Source organism: Wolbachia endosymbiont of Armadillidium arcangelii, assembly GCF_040207875.1.
In the GTDB taxonomy this organism is placed as follows: domain Bacteria; phylum Pseudomonadota; class Alphaproteobacteria; order Rickettsiales; family Anaplasmataceae; genus Wolbachia.
On the sequence record NZ_CP157942.1, the window covers coordinates 228008 to 248693 of the forward strand.

At 35.9% G+C, this 20686-nt stretch carries 17 protein-coding genes and 2 pseudogenes; 13 read left to right on the forward strand and 6 right to left on the reverse strand.

The window, feature by feature from the left end; genetic code table 11:
• Positions 1–110: 110 nt before the first annotated feature.
• From ABLO99_RS01165 to ABLO99_RS01175, 3 genes are all read right to left on the reverse strand, one after another.
• Positions 111–1388 (reverse strand): IS4-like element ISWpi18 family transposase, encoded by a 1278-nt coding sequence (locus ABLO99_RS01165; RefSeq protein ID WP_349966866.1) that lies wholly within the window; start codon positions 1386–1388, stop codon positions 111–113.
• A 388-nt stretch (positions 1389–1776) separates the two neighbouring features.
• Positions 1777–2103, reverse strand: coding sequence for a TrbC/VirB2 family protein (locus ABLO99_RS01170; RefSeq protein WP_047758962.1), 327 nt, complete (start codon positions 2101–2103; stop codon positions 1777–1779).
• A gap of 115 nt (positions 2104–2218) precedes the next feature.
• Positions 2219–2566 carry a TrbC/VirB2 family protein gene (locus ABLO99_RS01175; RefSeq protein WP_349967886.1) on the reverse strand — a complete coding sequence of 116 codons (348 nt, stop codon included), beginning with the start codon at positions 2564–2566 and terminating at the stop codon, positions 2219–2221.
• 135 nt (positions 2567–2701) lie between these two features.
• Here ABLO99_RS01175 and ABLO99_RS01180 point away from each other — a divergent pair, with 135 nt between their 5' ends.
• The 7 genes and pseudogenes from ABLO99_RS01180 (at position 2702) to ABLO99_RS01210 (ending at position 10809) form a co-directional block, all read left to right on the forward strand.
• A complete protein-coding gene (locus ABLO99_RS01180; protein WP_047758960.1) occupies positions 2702–3517 on the forward strand; it encodes a YihY/virulence factor BrkB family protein in 816 nt (271 codons plus the stop codon).
• Positions 3504–4268 (forward strand): SDR family oxidoreductase, encoded by a 765-nt coding sequence (locus tag ABLO99_RS01185; RefSeq protein WP_349967887.1) that lies wholly within the window; start codon positions 3504–3506, stop codon positions 4266–4268. Before ABLO99_RS01180 ends, ABLO99_RS01185 begins: the two co-directional genes overlap by 14 nt.
• 305 nt (positions 4269–4573) lie before the next feature.
• Entirely contained in the window at positions 4574–7870 is a 3297-nt protein-coding gene (gene carB, locus ABLO99_RS01190; protein ID WP_349967889.1) for a carbamoyl-phosphate synthase large subunit, read from the forward strand.
• Between the two features lie 313 nt (positions 7871–8183).
• Positions 8184–8405, forward strand: a complete 222-nt coding sequence (locus tag ABLO99_RS01195) for a diacylglycerol kinase (protein WP_255351234.1) — start codon at positions 8184–8186, stop codon at positions 8403–8405.
• Between the two features lie 456 nt (positions 8406–8861).
• Positions 8862–8999 (forward strand): hypothetical protein, encoded by a 138-nt coding sequence (locus ABLO99_RS01200; protein ID WP_153295409.1) that lies wholly within the window; start codon positions 8862–8864, stop codon positions 8997–8999.
• Positions 9000–9020: 21 nt separating this feature from the next.
• Positions 9021–9302: pseudogene (locus ABLO99_RS01205) on the forward strand (transposase).
• A 428-nt stretch (positions 9303–9730) separates the two neighbouring features.
• Positions 9731–10809: pseudogene (locus tag ABLO99_RS01210) on the forward strand (transposase).
• Here ABLO99_RS01210 and ABLO99_RS01215 read toward each other — a convergent pair.
• Positions 10750–10944, reverse strand: coding sequence for a hypothetical protein (locus ABLO99_RS01215; protein WP_047758957.1), 195 nt, complete (start codon positions 10942–10944; stop codon positions 10750–10752). The pseudogene ABLO99_RS01210 and the gene ABLO99_RS01215 sit on opposite strands and share 60 nt — an antisense overlap.
• Before the next feature lie 283 nt (positions 10945–11227).
• On the opposite strand from ABLO99_RS01215, the gene radC reads away from it, so the two are divergent.
• Positions 11228–11923 (forward strand): RadC family protein, encoded by a 696-nt coding sequence (gene radC, locus ABLO99_RS01220; RefSeq protein ID WP_047758956.1) that lies wholly within the window; start codon positions 11228–11230, stop codon positions 11921–11923.
• Between the two features lie 202 nt (positions 11924–12125).
• Here the strand turns inward: radC and gatB are convergent, their stop codons facing one another.
• Positions 12126–13550, reverse strand: coding sequence for an Asp-tRNA(Asn)/Glu-tRNA(Gln) amidotransferase subunit GatB (gene gatB, locus ABLO99_RS01225; protein WP_349967891.1), 1425 nt, complete (start codon positions 13548–13550; stop codon positions 12126–12128).
• 198 nt (positions 13551–13748) lie between these two features.
• Positions 13749–14729, reverse strand: coding sequence for a pyruvate dehydrogenase (acetyl-transferring) E1 component subunit alpha (pdhA, locus tag ABLO99_RS01230; RefSeq protein ID WP_349967893.1), 981 nt, complete (start codon positions 14727–14729; stop codon positions 13749–13751).
• A gap of 65 nt (positions 14730–14794) precedes the next feature.
• Here pdhA and hemJ point away from each other — a divergent pair, with 65 nt between their 5' ends.
• The 5 genes from hemJ (at position 14795) to ABLO99_RS01255 (ending at position 20672) form a co-directional block, all read left to right on the forward strand.
• Positions 14795–15223 (forward strand): protoporphyrinogen oxidase HemJ, encoded by a 429-nt coding sequence (hemJ, locus tag ABLO99_RS01235; RefSeq protein WP_047758953.1) that lies wholly within the window; start codon positions 14795–14797, stop codon positions 15221–15223.
• 182 nt (positions 15224–15405) lie between these two features.
• Positions 15406–16920: an HlyD family type I secretion periplasmic adaptor subunit gene (locus tag ABLO99_RS01240; RefSeq protein WP_349967894.1), complete on the forward strand. Its 1515-nt coding sequence runs from the start codon at positions 15406–15408 to the stop codon at positions 16918–16920.
• A gap of 532 nt (positions 16921–17452) precedes the next feature.
• Positions 17453–18217 (forward strand): cytochrome c oxidase subunit II, encoded by a 765-nt coding sequence (gene coxB / locus ABLO99_RS01245; protein ID WP_349967895.1) that lies wholly within the window; start codon positions 17453–17455, stop codon positions 18215–18217.
• 15 nt (positions 18218–18232) lie between these two features.
• Positions 18233–19783, forward strand: a complete 1551-nt coding sequence (gene ctaD / locus ABLO99_RS01250) for a cytochrome c oxidase subunit I (RefSeq protein ID WP_047758950.1) — start codon at positions 18233–18235, stop codon at positions 19781–19783.
• A 1-nt stretch (position 19784) separates the two neighbouring features.
• Positions 19785–20672, forward strand: coding sequence for a heme o synthase (locus tag ABLO99_RS01255; RefSeq protein WP_349967897.1), 888 nt, complete (start codon positions 19785–19787; stop codon positions 20670–20672).
• Positions 20673–20686 lie beyond the last annotated feature (14 nt).

The window sequence follows — 20686 nt, forward strand, 5'->3', positions numbered from 1 at the left end:
TTTTTAAGAAAAGGGAGTCTGAAAAGTGCAAGTTATTTAAAAAAGTAATAATTGCAGGTTATTTTGCAAAGAATGTACTAATGCAATGATACTGAAAAGATATCTTGAATTTAAAACACATGTTTTCTAGCTCTTTTCTGGTAGTTGAGTGAACGAATATCAGATATCTTATGACGATCAACTCTTCTCCCTTTTCTTACCACTAAAGTGTTCATCAAAAATAACTGTGATAGTCGATCCATAATGCAGTCTATGTCTGACTCTGTAGAAAAAATATCAAAGGCTAAGTTTTTAATCGCATTAAATGAGACAGATTTATTGATGCTTTTTTTTAGTTTACTATTCTGTGCGCTCAATGTCTCTTCATCATCTTCTATCATGATACTTTCTAGATTACTGATGAAGATAGTTGACCAAAAATCCTGCTTGATAGTTTCAATACTTTTTCCTGTGAAATTCTCTAAATTTAATCTTCCCTTCAGCCTAGAAAAAAATGTTTCTACTCCCCAGCGCAAGTAATATAATCTCTCAAACTCTTCGACTGTAAAACTTTGCTCATCTAACAGAGATGTTACTAACACTTCAACTTCTCCAGAAGAAAGTATTATTTTGACTAACCTGAATTTCATCTCATCAGGTAATCCTAGCTTTCGTAGCTGTCTTGCTACTTTAATAGGTGCGGTAGACACTACCACCATACTAGATGGGCTTTCCGGCTTAAACATAGCGTTTATTTCATTGAAAGACGAACTTGGACAGCGAATTATATAATTGATTTTCCTTCCTGTAAGCTCAGCAAGAAATCGATAAGATACGTATCCTCTATCACAGATTAACAAATCGTCTGATTTTATGGATTCAAGCATACCGATCGCTAAATCAACCTCATAGCTGTCACCTCTACTTAGCACAGATTTTATTGCAATATTATTTAGCACATCGTAGCAAACTTCAAAGGTTGCACTTGTATAGTCTTCAAATCTCTGGATTCCATTCCATACTGCTCTTGAGCCAAACTCGCCTATTATTTTGTCGCTCTTTGGCAGAATCAGTATTGAAGCATCAAATGCAAGTACTCTGAAGCCATGGTGGGTTTTAAATTCCTGATCTTGGTAGTATAGGGAAACTATATCATCATTTAACTCTGAAAACGCAGTATGCTTTAGCTTCTTTCTTGCTTGAGTAAATGCACTTGCCGTAATTGTGTAATCTTTTCTTGTATGCAGAACAAACTCATTAAGCATTACTTGTAATGACTTTACACTCTTTCTAAAAATCAGGAGAAATACATTAATGAAGGGCAGCTTTCTTTTTCGTGAGAAGTCTTTTGAGGATGCTCTGTGTGCGTTTATAAAGTTTAAACTCATCAATTTATTTTTTATAAACATGATTATTCTTTTTTTTACTCATGTCATTACTTCTTTTAATTTGTGGATCTTACCTGATTTTACAATACAGTCCATCACTTTCCCTTAACTTAATGGCAGTGACACTGGCATCCAGGAATTTTATTAAGTTGGTAAGCGTAAAAGTAGCCGTTTTATGTTAAAATACAACGTTTTGATGATTATGAAAAAGCTGGATCCCAGTGTCAAGCACTGGGATGACACCATCATAAAGGAACTAGTGTCAGCTACTTGAATGACAAGAAAGAGGGCATTGGGATGACATCGAAGAAGATACTCAAATAACACCTTCATGGTGACTTAAATCACAAGTTCATGATGCTCCTTTAAAAAGCACCATTTACTTAAGATTTTTCTAAGCCTGTAATACCTATACACATTTACTTTGATTAGAATCCCATGCTTTACCAGAAGGGCAATTGTTACTAGTACATGCAGCTTGTCCTGTTATTGCCTTCACAATTGCAGGGGCACCAAAAAATACAGCAGTAAATGCACCTAGTGCAAAAAGTGCTGGCCACGGCATTCTCCCAAATATCGCAAGCAAGGCTGCACCTATTATCACTATTGTGATCATCGGCCCACCTAAGCTGTGAGTATAGTTTACTATTTTGCATATTACTGCTGATGTTTCATCAGCATTTGCATCAAATACGAAGGAAAGAATTAAAGCTACAAGTAGAAGAAAGTTTTTCATTATGTCTCCGTATTTAACGCTGGATTATCTATCATTTTAATTAAATTTGAGTAAATGATACAAGTTGTATCATTTACTCAATACTTTTTACTGACACGTGTATCCTCCACTTGCATCAGGACTTACACGTGTATACTCCATCTGCATCAGGCTTCAATGTTTGTCCAGCAGGACATGTCTCGCACTTACTTGCTGCATCTGGCGCTATTTTTGAAACAACGACAGGGGCACCAAAAAACACAGCAGTAAATGCACCAAGTGCAAAAAGTGCTGGCCATGGCATTCTGCCAAATATTGCAAGCAAGGCTGCACCTATTATCACTATTGTAATCATCGGCCCACCTAAGCCATGAGTATAACCCATTATTTTGCAGATTACTGCTGATGTTGCGTCTAGACCAGCAGCACTTGCATCAAACGCAAAGGAGAGAATTAAAGCTACAAGTAGAAGAAAATTTTTCATTATGCCTCCGATAATTTCTGTTTCATATTTAACTATCTATCACATTGATTAAGTTTAAGTAAATGGTGAGGATTTTTTGCTTAAAAATATCCTTTATTTCATTTAGAATACTTTTCTTAGTTTATTTATATTACAGTGCTACAGAAATTTTATAGCATCGTTTATTGCCTTTATCGTGCTTTGATTGACACAATTTACAATGATGGAGTGGAGCACGCAGGGTATCTGTCATTTTTAATCCTGTTATCAATATTTCCTTTTCTTATTGTTTTAATGGCTGTGGCGTCAACATTCGCAAGTTTCTTAGACCAATACAACGTCGGCTGGGCATTCATTATTGATAACATGCCACAGGATATTTTATCATCTTTGATGCCGCGTATTAGAGAGATAATATCAGGCCCGCCGCAAAGCTTACTAACTTTAGCAATTGTAGGCGCTGTTTGGACCGCCTCGTCAACAATTGAAGGGCTAAGAACAGTATTGAACAAAGCTTATAAAATTCCGGTTTCGCCGCCTTATATATGGAGAAGGGTACTCAGTATATTACAATTTTTAGTGATCACACTTATTATAACTCTAACTATAGTGTTCTCTACATTAGTGCCGATGCTAATTGATTTTTCCTATCAGGGGATTAGTTATACTAAATATCTCCTCATTGAATTTGTACTTTTCACAGTAGTCTCTTGGCTATATTTTATGTTGCCAAACATAAAACAAAACTTATCAGACGTATTTCCCGGATCTTGTGTGGCTGTTATTCTTTGGACAATTTCCGCTTCGGCTTTCAAGCAATACTTAAAAGCTTCCTTTGACCAACTGAATTTGATATATGGAAGTTTAGGTGGTGTGGTGGTGTCGTTACTATTTTTTTATGTGCTAAGTTTGATTTTTATATATGGAGCAAAATTTAATTTTCAGCTAAAATACTTCAATGAATCTCGCTAAGGAGAAAGAAATGGGTAAGTTAGAAGGTAAAGTAGCTTTAATTACCGGGGCTTCAGGTGGAGTAGGCTCTTCTGTTGCAAAAAAACTTGTAAAAGAAGGTGCATCTGTGATTCTGATTTCCAGATCTCTTGATAATCTCAGACCACTACATAATGAAATTGAAAAGTTTAGAGAAGGCTCTGTGAAACTAATTCAGCTTGATCTTTTGGATTTTGAGAGCGTAAAAGTACTGCCAAATATGATAGAAAGCCTAAAATTATCAGAATCTGGAGCACTTGATATACTAGTTGCGTGTACTGGAATTTTAGGAAAACTGAACCCCATTCACGACTATGAGATTGAAGAGCTACAGCACGTAATGAATACAAATTTTACTGCCAATTGGTACTTGCTAAAAAACTTAGATCCAATGCTAAAAAAGTCTAATGCTGGAAGAGTGATATTCATGACCTCAGAGGTGACACTTTCTCCTTCCTCTTATCCATATTGGATGCCGTATGCTGCAAGTAAAGTTGCACTAGAAATAATGGTGCAGATATATGCATCTGAGACAAAACATACGAATTTGTGCGTAAATGCTGTGTATTTAGAAGGGCCTGTCGATAGTGAAATGTATAAGCAAGCGTTTCCCGGAAAAGACACATCTGAATTGGTGCCACCTGATGAACTAACAGACAAATTTGTGGAGCTTGCTTCTAACGATTGCAGCGTATCAGGAAAAATCTTACCACTTAGCAAATCTCCTGAATAAATTACCATAGTATCTGCAAAGATACCGTTAAGCCCACAACTGTATGAACATTGTGATTTGAGTCCACTAAGAAGGATGTCATCCCAGTGCCTCTATGGTGTCATTCCAGTGCTTGACACTGGAATCTAGAAAAAAAGAAGCTGGATCCCAGTGTCTGGGCACTGGGATGACATCCTTCTTAGTGGACTCAAATTGCAATGTTTGTAAAGTTATACGTTAAGCCTAAAAGTAGTTAGGTTTAATAAAAATTCACATATACAGGAAAGATTGGTAACATTACTTGAATAGAGACCGTTATTGTAATTATGCCAAAACGTACAGATATAGAATCTATATTAGTAATAGGGGCAGGCCCAATAGTTATAGGTCAGGCGTGTGAGTTTGATTATTCCGGAACGCAAAGCTGTAAAGTATTAAAAAGTGAAGGTTATAAAGTCATTTTGGTTAACTCCAACCCCGCAACTATAATGACAGATCCTGAATTCTCTGATGCAACTTATATTGAGCCGGTACTGCCTGAAATCATAGAGAAAATTATAATTAAGGAGAGGCCAGACGCAATATTGCCAACAATGGGCGGGCAAACAGCACTCAATTGCGCAATAAAACTTGCAGGTGATGGAGTGTTAGACAAATACAACGTAGAATTAATAGGAGTAAATAGAGAAGCAATAAAAAAAGCAGAAGATAGGGAATTATTTCGCCAATCCATGGATAAAATAGGGCTAAAATACCCCAAAAGTGTCATTATAAAAAATCAAGAACAAATAAAAAAGGCTTTGGATTACGTTGGATTACCAGCAATCATCCGCTCATCATTCACCCTTGGTGGTGCAGGTAGCGGCATAGCATATAATAAAGAGGAGTTTTTCAATATCGCAGAAAGTGCTCTCAAAATTTCGCCAATAAATGAAGTTCAGATAGATGAATCAATTATTGGCTGGAAAGAATATGAAATGGAAGTTATCCGTGACTGCAAGGATAACTGTATAATAGTGTGTTCAATAGAAAATGTTGATCCAATGGGAGTGCACACCGGAGATAGTATCACAGTTGCTCCTGCTTTAACTCTGCGTGATGCTGAATATCAACAAATGAGAAATGCATCTATAGCAGTGTTGAGAGAAATTGATGTTAGCGCCGGTGGTGCAAATGTTCAGTTTGCAGTGAATCCTAAAGAAGATGGAAGCCTCGTTGTGATTGAAATGAATCCAAGGGTTTCTCGCTCTTCTGCACTTGCCTCAAAAGCAACAGGCTATCCTATTGCAAAAGTTGTAACTAAACTTGCTATTGGCTATTCGCTCGATGAAATACGTAACGACTGCGCTCCAATAATACCAGCAGCATTCGAACCAGTGATTGATTATATCGTCACTAAAATTCCTCGATTTGAGTTTGAGAAATTTAAGGGGACAAATTGTGAATTATCAACCTCCATGAAATCAGTGGGAGAAGTGATGTCAATTGGCCGCACTTTTAATGAGTCACTGCAGAAAGCTTTTTGTTCACTTGAAACAGGGCTAACAGGACTTGATGAAGTGTTTTCTGAAGACACAGATGTTAAATCTCAGTTAGCAAAATTGCTACCAAATAGATTACTGATTGCTGCTGATGCAATGCGCCACGGAATTAGCATAGAAGAAATAAATTCGATTACAGGATATGACTTATGGTTTCTGCAAAATATACAGCAAATCATCGTGGCTGAACAAAAAATCAAGGAAAATGGCCTTCCTGGAACTGCACATGAAATATTAGAGCTGAAAAAAATGGGATTTTCAGACGCAAGATTAGCAAAATTAAGTAATAGACCTACCTCTGTCATCCCAGTACTTGATACTGGGATCCAAGAAAAAAATAGGTGGATTCCAGTGTCACGCACTGGAATGACATCAGAGCAAATTGAAGCAATAAGGAAAAAATTTGGCATTAAACAAATTTATAAGCGTGTAGACACCTGTGCAGCTGAATTTGAATCAAGCACTGCTTATATGTATGGCTGTTATGAGGGTGATGTTAAAAATCAAACGGAATGTGAGGCGAATATTTCGGATCGAAAAAAAGTTGTCATTTTAGGTAGTGGACCAAACCGCATTGGTCAGGGTATTGAATTTGACTACGCGTGCGTTCATGCAGTTTCTGCAGCCAAAGAAATGGGATATGAAACAATAATGATTAACTGTAATCCAGAAACCGTTTCAACTGATTATGATACTGCTGATCGTTTATATTTTGCACCACTCATTGCAGAGGATGTGCTTGAAATACTAAGTAAAGAGCAAGAAGATGGCACACTGGTTGGTGTAATAGTTCAAATAGGTGGTCAAACACCTTTAAAGTTAGCCAAAGTGCTTAACGAGAGAGGTTTTAATATCTTGGGTACATCTTTTGATTCTATTGACCTTGCAGAAGATCGCATGAGGTTTAAAAATCTTGCTTTGCAGCTTAATTTAAAACAACCTGAAAACTCTATCTGCTATTCAGTGGAAGAAGCGTTAACCAACGCAGAAAAGGTGGGGTTTCCACTAGTAGTCAGGCCATCATATGTCCTCGGTGGTCAGTCTATGTCAATTCTGCATGATATTGATAGTTTCAAAAGGTACGTCCTGAATCACACTAAAATCTTTGAGTATGGTTCGCTGCTTCTTGATAAATTTTTAGTCAATGCAGTTGAGATTGATGTTGATGCTGTGTGTGATGGGAAAAAAGTTTTCATTGCAGCGGTCATGGAGCATATTGAAGAAGCTGGTATCCACTCTGGCGATTCAACATGCTCAATACCGACAAATACATTGAGTGACGAAGTAATAAAAGAGATCGAGCTCCAAACTGAGAGAATAGCATTAGCATTAAAAGTGAAAGGCCTGATAAACATTCAGTTTGCTGTTCAAGGGAGTGACGTATACATACTTGAAGTTAATCCTAGAGCTAGTCGTACAGTTCCTTTTGTTTCTAAAGTAATCAATGTTCCTATTGCAAAGCTCGCTACTGAAGTTATTTTAGGCAAAAAATTAGATCAAGAGAAAAAATCTCTCGATCACTTTGCTATTAAAGCTGCAGTTTTTCCATTCATGCGCTTTTCGGAAACTGATATCCTACTTGGTCCTGAGATGAAGTCAACAGGAGAAGTGATGGGAATCGACTTATCCTTCGAGGCAGCACTTGCAAAAGTGCACATAGCTGCAGGATACAAATTACCAACAGAAGGAACAGCTTTAGTTTCAGTAAAAGATGATGATAAAGAGTATATATTACCTGTTGCACGAATGTTGAAAGAACTGAGCTTTGAAATATATGCAACCAAAGGCACAGCTTTGTATCTGAATAATAACGGCATTGTTGCAAAAGCTGTAAATAAAGTGAGAGAAGGCAGACCCCACATAGTTGATATGCTCAAAGATGGAAAAATAAATCTAGTGATCAATACTTCAAAAGGTGTAAAATCAGTTTCAGATAGCAAAGATATCAGAAGAACTGCTATTTTGCAAAATATAGCTTACAGCACCACAGCTTCTGGAAGTAAAGCATTAGTGCTTGCAATTCAATATGTAAAGAATAGCAATTTGGAAGTGAAGTCATTACAGCAAGTACAAAATGTTTAAATATTAAAACTAAATAAATTATTACTCTACTTTAATAAGAATTTTGTAACGTAGCAAATTCAAGTGAGTGAGAAATTTAATTAAAGGGATTTTTTATTATGGTTGTCGATATATAATTACTTGAGTATTTGGTTGCTCGTTGAAAGGCTTTGTATTAATTTTCCTAATTCAAATAATGTGCAGACTTTAACTGTAAAAATCTGCGTATTTATAGCATGATTCCTACTTTGTAAGTGATCATTACTGAAAGGTGTTTTCATGCATTTTTTACCTGAGTGCAATAAGTGTAATTCATTGAGTTTTTAAATTGATAATGAAGAAAAGCATTATTCGTCTAATAAAAGCAATCCAATATTCTTGTGAAGGAATAAAATCAGCTTTTGTATCAGAAGTTGCGTTCAGACAGGAGTTACTGCTTTTTATAGTATGTATTTCAATTTTGTTTGTTTTAGATGTAAGTAATCTAGACAGTGTAGACATTCAAGATAATAGAATTATAATAGTACTTTTGCGAAAAGTAAAAGATGCTATATGAGTGTGCCAAGAAAAGCGTTTAGAAGACAGTTGGTCAACCTAGGCAAAGTCTAGCCAGCAGCCTAGACCATTATGCTGCGTAAGGTAACGAGCGTAGTAAAGCTAATGGAATGGACAATGCAGGGTACAACGAAAGTGAAGGTATTGAGTTCCGAAATCTTCAATATCATAGAGGTCGACATTTTTCATATGATGGAAGACAGCATGAAGGGTAACGATAAGGCAAGTTATCACTGGGATCGGAGGCCGCGTCATGTGTTGAGATGGATTCTAAATGAACTTGGGAGATCCTTTGTATTCCTACTAAGGTACGTTGGAACAAGTCAACAAAGGCGAGAATTAACGGAAGATACAAAGGAAGTCGGACTGATTGATAGTACTCAGAGTGTGGGAAACAAGGGGAAGCGATCAGCGGTATAGTTAGGGATTGTTACACCAACACAACAGAGGTTGGGATATGATGCAAGGAAAACTAAATCAGATAGCAGTAATAAAAGATGCTGTGAATGCTACACTGAAGAGCCGTATGCGGGAAATTCGCAAGTACGGTTCTGTTGGGGGGATCATAGCAACTAAACCTAATAGGAGGATTTAAAGTTATGATCTCTACCGGACCTTGAAGGACGAGCAGTGGGAGAGGATAAAAGATAGCTTACCAGGAAAGGAGGGAGATAGCGGGAGAAGTGCAAAAGATAACAGGAAGTTCATAGCAGCAGTAATGCGGATAGGCAGAACAGGAGCACCATGAAGAGCTTTGCCTGTAGAATATGGAAAATGGTCGAGTGTACATAAAAGGTTTATAAGATGGGCAAGATCGGGTGTATGGCAAATGATTTTCAACACCCTAGCAGTGGATGAAGACACAGAGTGGCTTATGATTAGATTCGACAATAATTAGAGCGCATCAGCATGCAGTTGGTGCAAGGAAAAAATATGGTGTGCAAGAACAGGAATTGGGGCGATCTAAAGGTGGATTTTCAAGCAAATTACAACGCTGTTTGTGATGCTCTAGGCTAAGGTTTTTTGTTACTGCTGGCCAAAGATCAGATTATGTAAAAGCTTTAGACCTAATAGAAGGCAAGAAAATGGAAGCACTTATTGCTGATAAAGGATATGATGCAAATTATATGATTAAAGCAGCAGAACTGTGAATGCTGAATCAGTTATTCCACCACGTTCTAATAGGAAAACACCGAGAGAGTACGATAAAGAATTATATAAAAAAAGAAATCTAATAGAAAGAATGTTTCACAAAAGGGAGTGTTAAATAAGCTGTGTCAAACCGAGAAATAAAGTAATAAATTGATAAAAAAATGGAGGTTTGACATGAGTCAAAAAATAGCAAATAGAATTGCCGGGTTGGTAGATTATAAAGAATTAGAAACCTGTCGTCTATAACGAGAAGGAAGACCACTAACAGGAAGAGATAACACCATTGATAAAAAAGCTGCTGGAGGCAAGCCTGGAAGGTGAAATAGAAAGCCACATGTCAGCTAAAAGTGAAGAAAATAACCGAAGAAATGGGAAAAACTTTACGCACGAGTGCAGGTTCATTTGAACTGTTAACACCAAGGGACAGAGAAGGAAGCTTTGAACCCCAAATAGTTAGAAAAAGACAAACAACCGAACTTGAAGCAAAGGTCTTAAGCACATTTGCAAGCGGCATGGAGATATAGTATCACATATAGAAGAAATCTATGATCATAAAATATCGCTAGTAGAAATATCAAACATTACTACTGCCAGTAATCAATGAATGGCGCAGTCGTCTGCTGCAATCTGTATATCCAATAGTGTTTATGGTTTTTTAAGGAGTTGTGTAAGTAAATGTATGTATAACATATTAGCAAAATGGCAGAAAAGAAGTTTTATTTGGCTGAAAGCGAAGTTTTAGTTGGGAGTGCTAAATGACCTTAAAGAGAGAGGAGTAGAGGATTGCATGTATTAAAAAGCTTTCCTACAGCGATAAATAGCTAATACGGAAATGTATAGTACACCAGATAAGAAATTCTCTAAAATATGTATCGAGCAAAGATGTAAAAGTTTTCATGAATGATCTGAAAAAAGTATACCGTGCTGCAAGCAGAGAAATTGCCGAGAATTATTTGCTTGAGTTGGAAGAAAAATGGGGAGAAAAGTATCCTCTAGTTTTGGCAGAACAACTGGGAAAATTTGTCCAGTTATTTCAAATATTCTGGGCCAGTTAGGAAGCTAATTTATACTGCTAATCCTATTGAGGGGCTGCATAGGCAGATCAGAAAATTTACCAACACAAATGCCTTGTATAAGCAGGTATATTGTGCTATAAAAAAAAGTAGAGCAAAAGTGAACTACAGCTTTGCCTTTTAACTATGTCTCAACTTGACATCTTCTTTCCTGGTAGATTGAAAATCGAGTTGAATTAAAAATTCGGTTTGACACAGTTTATTTAACACTCCCAACTCAAACAAGGGGGATAGGACTATGACTTCTACCAACCAATAATAGCGCTTATCCACTAATGGCTCAATAGCTGCTGTTGTTGTTACTACTATTGTCATTAACGCTATAGTAACTCCTAAGCCAAACTTAGATACTGTATTAATTACTTTTTTTATCTTGGGTTTTAACTATACCTAATAAACATTTAAATATTCTATGTCATATATACTTAACCATCCAATTCTGCAATATATATTTTATATCATGTCTTTAAAGATCTTCGATTGACTTTTAATGCACTTCATTCTATATAATTAAAATATTTCAAGTTACCAGACATGCCGAATCTAAAGATAATGGTGTAAATTTTGGGCCCAGCATCTTTATTTCTTATTATAAACAATGAAAGATTACAAAAAAGGGCATAGAAAGCGCTTAAGAGAGAGAATCATTTCAGATAATGGACAATCGTTGCTTGATTATGAGGTTTTAGAACACATTTTATACTCAGCATACAGTAGAATTGATGTAAAGCCAGTGGCAAAGAGTTTGATAGAAAATTTTGGCAGTTTGAATAAAGTTTTTAATGCCGATTTAGAAACACTGCAGAATATTGAAGGAGTTAATAATGCAGCCATATCGGCTATCTTTTGTGTAAAACAGGCTTTTGTTCGCTCTGCACGAGAAGAAATAAAGGACCTACCTATAATCAATAATTGGAAAAAACTCCTTGATTATTTAAAAGTAAGTATAGGAAGCCTCAATAAAGAAAATTTTCGCGTTATCTACATGAATAAAAAATATCGTCTAATAGCGGAAGATCTGCAAAACTTTGGTACAGTAGATCAAACTCCTCTTTATGTTAGAGAGATCATAAAACGTGCACTTTTAATTGGCTCAACGTCCATTGTAATATCCCACAATCACCCAAGCGGAGATGCACAGCCTTCAAGCAACGATATTTCTCTCACCAAACAATTAGCAGAAGCTTGCAAAAATGTAGGGATAGAATTAATAGATCACATTATTATTACATTCAGTAGCTATTTTAGTTTCAAGGAAAATAGGCTGTTGTTACAGCAGGGGAAACAGATCTAAATGTAGCTATACTTCCTTATTATGAAGGTTAAGCTAAAATGCGCTTGTTAAAGCATTTAAGACAATAAAAAACGCCAATTTAAAAAATAGATAGTGAATAACTGGCTAACAGGGTTTCTTTTATGTTATTACACACATATATCATAGAATAGATCTGAGAATATCTACAAGATGTACTACCGATGCGAATAAAAAAATGTGACTAATTACTTAATCTTTCACTCAAAACCAAGTTCACGACATTAGGGCTGGCTTTTCCTTTGGTGAATTTCATGACTTCGCCGACAAAGAATCCGTATAATCTTGTTTTACCGCTTTTGTATTCTTGAACTTTATCCTGATTGCTATTGATGATTTTGTCGATAATTTCTGATATTTGACCTCTATCGGTTATTTGTTTTAGGTCCTGCTCTTCTATAATAACGGATGCAGACTTTCCAGTTTTAAACATAATATCAAAAACTTGTTTACCAAGTTTAGCAGAGATCGTTCCATCGACGATAAAGTCGAGGAGCTCGGATAAAGCATCTGCTTTGATTGGGGAGCTAACAATATCAATATTTGCTTTGTTTAAACGACCGAAAAGCTCGACGGTTAACCAGGTAACTGCAATCTTTGAATCGTGCTTTTTTACCAATTTTTCAAAATAATCAGCAATTTCTTTATCAGAAGTGATAACGTCTGCATCGTATTCATTGATACCTAATTCCTCAATGTATCGCAGTTTTTTTTGATCTGGCAACTCGGGTAAAGATGATTTAATAGAATCAATTTTGTCTTGGCTTATTTCAACAGGTAACAAATCAGGCTCAGGGAAATATCTATAGTCACTTGAATCTTCTTTGCTTCTCATCACTTTTGTTTTTCCTAAAGTGACATCAAACAGTAAGGTATCTCGACTTATTTCTCCTCCGCTTTCCAAAATTTTGATCTGCCTTTGTGTTTCATAATCTATAGCTTGTACGATATAACGTATTGAATTTAAGTTTTTTATTTCACAGCGGGTACCAAATGCACTACTACCCTTTGGACGAACAGAAACATTTGCATCGCAGCGAAGTGAGCCCTTTTCCATATCACCATCGCATGAACCGATGTAACGCAAAATCTGCCTCAATTTTTTCATGAATTCTGCAACTTCTGCAGATGAACGAAGATCTGGCTCTGAAACAATTTCCATTAAAGCAACACCTGCACGATTTAAATCTATGTAAGTTTTGCTTTCTTCATGAATACTCTTTCCTGCATCTTGCTCTAAGTGAATTCTTGCGATTCTTATTTCTTTTTCATTATTATTGATAAACACTTTGCCATTTTTAACTATTGGCTCAAAGAACTGGGTTATTTGATAACCTTGTGGTAAATCAGGATAAAAATAATTTTTCCGGTCAAAGTAAGAGCATTTATTAATTTCTGCAGAAAGTGCAAGTCCAGTGCATATTGCTTGCTCTATGCAGCGATAATTTAATATTGGTAGTGTACCTGGCATTGCTGCATCAATTAGAGAAACTTGAGTATTATGTTCAGCACCAAACTCCATCGGTGAACTAGAAAATAGCTTAGTCTTAGAAGAAACTTGAGCGTGCACCTCAAGTCCAATTACTGTTTCCCAATCCTCTTTTGTCATGTATTTGATTCAAGTAATAACCTCTATATTCTGCAAACTAGCACAAAAAGTCAAATAAAACTCATTCAGCCTATGATTTAAGAGCAGTGTATATCAAGAATACAAAAATTACTTTACAGGTTCTATTGGCTAGGATAAAGTTACACGCTGTCAAAAACTATCTATAGTAGGCCAAAACATAATTTTGAGGGCAACTGATTAGCTAATAAATTTATAAACATCAGTATACAATTCATCAATGCTTGGCTCTTTGCTGTTTTTAGCAAAATCTTCTGACTTTTTCACTAAATCTCGTATTTCCTTATCAATAGCTTTGCATTCTTCTTCTGAAGCAAATTTATTATTTATCATGTACTTTTTTAAAGTGCTTATAGGGTCATGATTTTGCTTTATATCTTCAACTTCTTCTTTTAAGCGATAAGTAGCAGGGTCTGACATTGAATGGCCACGATATCGATATGTCTTCATTTCAAGCAGGATAGGCCCTTTTCCGCTGCGTGTGTATTCAACTGCTTTGCTTGTAGCCGCATAAACAGAGAAAAAATCCATTCCATCAACTTGTTTTCCAGGAATATCAAAACTTTCTCCTCTTTTATACAGCTCTGTTACTAAAGTTGATCTTTGCACAGAAGTTCCCATTGCATATTCATTATTTTCTATGATGTAAATTACAGGTAATTTCCATAAAGCTGCCATATTAAATGATTCATATACTTGTCCTTGATTTGCAGCACCGTCACCAAAATACGTGAATACCACGTTATCTTTTTTCTTATATTTATTAGCAAATGCTATTCCTGTGCCAATTGGAACTTGCGCTCCTACTATTCCATGCCCACCGAAGAATTTTTTTTCAACGTCAAATACGTGCATAGAACCACCTTTGCCTTTTGAGCATCCCGTTTCTTTGCCAGTTAGCTCCGTCATCACGACATTCGGATCAGAATTACATGCGAGCATTAAGCCATGGTCTCTATAGCTTGTGATAAAAGCATCACCAGGTTTTGATGCAGCTTGAGTCCCAACTGCAACTGCTTCTTGCCCTATTGATAGGTGACAGAACCCGCCTATTAATCCCATTCCATATAATTGTCCTGCTTTTTCTTCAAATCTGCGTATGAGTAGCATTTTCCTGTAGAATCCAATTATCTGTTCTTTAGTGAAATTTTCTGCTTTCATATTGGTTTCTTTTTCATTAAACTAAAATAATATCAGAAGTTTTTAACATTTTGTAATAAATTTCAATGGGTTATTACCACTGGCTTGAAGCTTTTCACATTATCTCCGTCATTATGTGGATGGCAGGTATGCTTTATTTGCCAAGACTTTATGTTTATCATGCATCTGTAAAACCAGGGTCAGAAAATGATAGCTTGCTTCAAACAATGGAAAAGAGACTACTTAGATATATCATAAACCCTGCAATGCTTTTCTCACTTGGTCTTGGAATTACACTAATGGTTATCAGGGAAGCATACCGCGAAGGGTGGTTCCATGTAAAAGCACTAGCATTACTCTTTATGTTTGCTATTCATGGGCTACTTGCAATGCATAGGAAAAGTTTTGTAATGGGTTCAAATGAAAAAACCCACGTTTACTTTCGCGTTTTAAATGAGGCAGTTACAGTGTTAATAATAGTTATAGTTATTATGGTTGTTGTAAAACCGTTTTGATTTTTACTCTTTACGTTTACTAGCCTAGCTTGTGCTAGCTTAATAAGAGCTCGAACGCTAACATAATAATTGTTACTAAATAGTTTATTCTGATGTTTCACAGTCTAAGTAAAGTGCTTAAATTATAGATTCTTTGTTTTTGTGTGTTATCCTAGTTAACACGAATTCACAGTAGTATTATAATGAGTAAGTTAAAAAAGCTTGGTGCTGGATTTTCTTTGACAGGCCTGATTGGCAGTGATGATATAGATATGCAAGGAGCAGGAAATAGAAAGAAAAAATATCCAAAATTTTTGGATAAGACGTTTGCATGGATCGATGCAATAGTAAATTTTATTTTTAAACGCGAAAGTAATAACGTAAATGAAGTACTGAAAGTCACATGGGGACCACTGTTTTTTGGTTTAGTGGTGATACTCATCTTTTTTGGAATAGGCGGTATTTGGTCGGCTATAGCTCCAATTGACGGGGCAGTGCATGCAAGTGGAGAAGTTATTGTATCTTCAAATAGGAAAATAGTTCAACACTTGGGTGGAGGAATAATAAGCAAAATTTTAGTAAAAGAGGGCCAAGCAGTTAAAAAAGATGAGCCTTTAGTTTTATTAAGCGATGTTAACGAGAAGGCGAATTTAAGTATTATCAAAGAAAAGCTTTTATCATTTTTGGCAACCGAGGCAAGGCTTCTTGCAATCAGAGTAGATTTGGACACACTCGAATTTTCTGATGAGGTTAAAGGATTATCTGACGATGAGCTTGTAAATAAAGTGATAAGAAATCAAGTGAAGTTATTCAACTCTCAGAGAAAGAGCATATTAGGAAAAACAGATATATTACAACAGCGTATAAAGCAGTTAAATGACGAATTGGCAGGGCTAAACTTTCAACTAAATGCAGCTCATAAGCAATATGACTTGATAACTGAGGAGTTGGAAACAAAAAGACAATTACTTGATAGTGGCCATATAAGCAAACCGCACATTTTAGCTTTAGAAAAGCAGTTTGCTGAAATTGAGGGCAGAGTCGGGCATTACCGTACTCTAATATCTCAAGCGCAGCAAAAAATTGGAGAGAAAGAATTAGAAATTATAAACGTGACAAACGATTCTCAAGAAAGAGCAAACGCTGAACTTAAGGAAGTTAGCACATCTATTGCAGACTTGAAAGAGAGGCTGATGGTTGCTGAAGATTCGTTAGCACGTACGATAATTAAATCTCCTCAAGATGGGATAGTTACAGATATAAGATACCATACTGAAGGTGGTGTTATACAATCTGGAGTTCCGATCATGAGCGTAGTGCCATCGAATGATGACCTAATAATAGATGCTAAAATTCAGACCAGAAACATAGAAGAGATACTGTCAGCACAAAAGAAAGATAGCAACATAGTCTCTATTGATGGGCTAGAAGGACTAAAGGTTAAAGTCCGGCTGAGTGCTTACAGTGCACGTCGTTTAAGTTTAATTAGTGGTATAGTAAGTCATATTTCTCCTGATGCTCTTGATGACCCAAGACTAGGGCGTTATTATTCAGTGCGCGTAGTGATACCGAAGTCAGAGCTTGCTCAATTTAAAAATGTATACCTATACCCTGGTATGCCAGCAGAAGTGTACATAGTTACTCAATCTCGTACTCTTTTATCATTCTTGTTTACGCCTATACTTGCAACAGTCGACAAGTCTTTCATAGAGAGGTAGTTTATTTGGCTTTTCTAAAAAGTTTGCTTACATAGTTTAATATGCAAAAAAAAATTATATACAAGTAGTGTGTCCTTTTATAATTATTTTCTATAATATGTAAAACTTTGGTTCAAGATATAGATGCTAACGTGAGTATTAAAGGTTAGTTAGTAAGCTCAAGTATATAATATAACTAAGGAATAATGTTATTAAAAGGGGTTATTAAGGTTTTTATCTCAATAAATTATAGATAAGTAAATTTGCAATAAAGTTTAATAGTGTCTGTTACTGCTTTTAGGTGTGAGGCTAGAGGGTTATTAGCAGTAACAGACACTATTAAACTTATTATAGAATTTTCTTAAAGTAAATACTTAATCAAAAATATTATAATATTTTAACTTAAAATAGATTCATGTAAATGCTTTTTTCCTCAAGTTAGTATTGTATTATTATACTTATTAAATGCTAAAAAAACATTAATCATCATTAATCTCTATTTGCATAGTAAGTTTATATATACTATTATATAGTTAGTTTTACAGCAAAGAATATGGTGAAGTTATTTGCATTATTGATAATGTTTTACTCAAACATATCAGCTGCTTCTGCTCCTACTTCTTGGCAATTTGGATTTCCTGCACCTGCAACTGAGATAATGGAGGTTGTAGTTAAGTCACATTCGTTTGTGATGAGTGTAATGATTGCAATCATGCTTTTTGTATGGACACTGCTTGCTTATGTAGTATTTCGTTTTCGTAAGAGTAAAGTGAAAAATGTAAGTAAAACGAGTCATAATATCTTTTTAGAAATTGTCTGGTTTGTTATACCAACGATTATTGTTGGAGTACTGGCTTTTAAAAATGCTGAATTAATTAAACTACAGGAGAAAGTGCCAAAAGCTGACATTACACTGAAAGTTATTGGCCATCAATGGTATTGGAGTTATCAGTACCCAGAATATCAAGGTGTTTCATTTGACAGCTATATTAAAGGAAAAGACGACTTTATCGAAGGGGATTTGAAACTATTCTCTGTTGATAATAACGTTGTTTTACCTGTCAATACTAACGTTCGTTTGCAAGTGACAGCAGGAGATGTAATACATAGCTGGGGAGTACCGGCTTTTGGTGTAAAAATTGATGCAATACCAGGTAGGCTAAATGAGGCGTGGTTTAATGTTACAAAGCACGGTATTTATTATGGGCAATGTTATGAATTGTGTGGTCCAGGCCATGGGTTTATGCCAATTGTTGTTGAGGCAGTGAGTAAAGAGGATTTTAATAAGTGGATCGAAAATAAAAAATTAGTGAGTTAAATTTGGAGTATAAATATGAGTGATGTACCAGAAGGTATAAGACGTTGGCTATTTTCTACTAACCATAAAGACATAGGAACACTGTACATTGTTTTCTCCATATTAGCTGGAATTATTGGTGGATTATTATCAGTGATTATTCGTACTCAACTAATGCACATTAATATACTTAACAGTAACTATCAATTATATAACGTGATGGTTACAGGACATGCAGTAATAATGGTGTTTTTTATGATAATGCCAGCTCTAATGGGAGGATTTGGTAATTGGTTTGTGCCTCTCATGATTGGTGCGCCAGACATGGCATTTCCTCGTATGAATAATTTAAGTTTTTGGTTATTAGTGTCATCTTTTATTTTGCTCATCCTCTCGGTGTTTGCAGGTGAAGGTCCTGGAACAGGATGGACTTTATATCCACCTTTGTCGCAAATTATGTCTCACCCAAGTGCAGGAGTTGATCTTGCTATACTTGCACTTCATGTTGCTGGTATGTCATCAATTGTTGGGGCGATCAACTTTATAGTCACTATATTCAATATGCGTGCAAAAGGCATGTCACTCACTAAGATGCCACTATTTGTTTGGTCTGTTTTACTAACGTCATTTATGTTAATTGTTGCCTTACCGGTACTTGCTGGTGCTATAACTATGCTGCTCACTGATCGTAATATAGGTACTTCCTTTTTTGATCCTGCTGGTGGCGGTGATCCTGTGTTATTTCAACATCTGTTTTGGTTTTTTGGTCATCCAGAAGTTTACATAATTATTTTTCCTGCATTTGGCATCATAAGCCAAGTCGTATCAACTTTTTCCCATAGGCCAGTATTTGGCTATAAAGGAATGGTTTATGCAATGATAGGCATAGCAGCGTTTGGCTTCATGGTTTGGGCTCACCATATGTTTACTGTTGGGCTTAGCGAAGATGCTGCTATATTTTTTAGCACCAGCACAATTTTCATTGGTGTTATAACTGGTGTAAAAGTCTTTAGTTGGATTGCAACTATGTGGGGTGGGGCGATTGAATTTAAGACACCAATGCTATTTGCACTAGGTTTTATTTTTATGTTTGTTGGTGGTGGCATAACCGGAATAATTCTTGCTCATGGTGGAATAGATAAGCTTTTGCACGATACCTATTATGTTGTTGCTCACTTCCATTATGTTATGTCACTGGCTGCCTTATTCGGAACCTTCGCTGGCTTTTATTATTGGATAGGCAAAATGTCAGGTAAACAATATGATGAGCGCTTAGGTCAAATCCACTTTTGGCTCACTTTCATTAGCACTAACATTACCTTTTTACCTCAGCATTTTCTTGGTTTAGCTGGTATGCCAAGGCGTATACCAGATTATCCTGATGCGTTTATTCCTTGGAATTATATATCCTCAATTGGCTCATATATGTCCTTTGTTTCAGTTATGTTTTTTATATTTATAGTTATACATCTCTTTAAATGGGGTAAAAAAACTGGAAATAATCCTTGGGGAGGTGATACCTTGGAATGGACGGTATCTTCACCACCACCTTTTCATACTTTTGAAAAGCCACCAGTGGTAAAATAAAGTGTACATAAGTGCTTTGTTAAGCGTTGAATCGACAATATTGGACTTTTGGCATTTGCTGAAGCCAAGGATAATGTACCTTGTAGTATTTACTGCAGTTGCTGGAATCATTGCTGCGCCAGGTAGCATTCATCCTTTTCTTGCACTAATATCTCTGATATGCATTGCTCTTGGCTCAGGGTCTGCAGGTGCGATAAATATGTGGTATGACAGAGACATAGACTTACTTATGGAGAGAACAAAAAATCGCCCTATACCTTCAGGTAGAGTTTCTGCAGAAAGCGCGCTTGAGTTTGGTATAACTCTTGGGATATTGTCAGTATTTATCATGGCAATAGCAGTGAACTATGTTTCTGCTACTCTGCTTGCAATTAGCATATTATTTTATGTTTTCGTGTATACAGTTTGGCTCAAAAGGCGCACTTCACAAAATATTGTTATCGGTGGTGCAGCAGGTGCTTTTCCTCCAATGATAGGTTGGGCAGTTGTGACTAACTCTGTAAGTTGGGAAAGTTTCGTTTTATTTTTAATAATTTTTATGTGGACTCCACCACATTTTTGGGCTCTATCTTTAAATAGATCTGAGGATTATGCAAAAGCATCGATTCCAATGTTTAATGTTATCCATGGCCAGGAAAAAACAAGAAAGTATATATTAATCTACAGCGTGTTGCTGGTATTAATTAGCTTATTTCCAGCATTATTTTTGAAAAAGACCCTGATTTACCTAAGTATGGCAATTATTGAAGGTTGTGTTTTTATTTGGTTTGCTGCATCCGTTATAAGGCTTAAGAGTCATAGCTCGCAGAAAAAAATGTTTTCTTACTCAATTTCTTATCTATTTTTTCTGTTTGCTAGTATTATTTTTTGTTCTATTGACTTATTTTGATTATGAAAGAACAC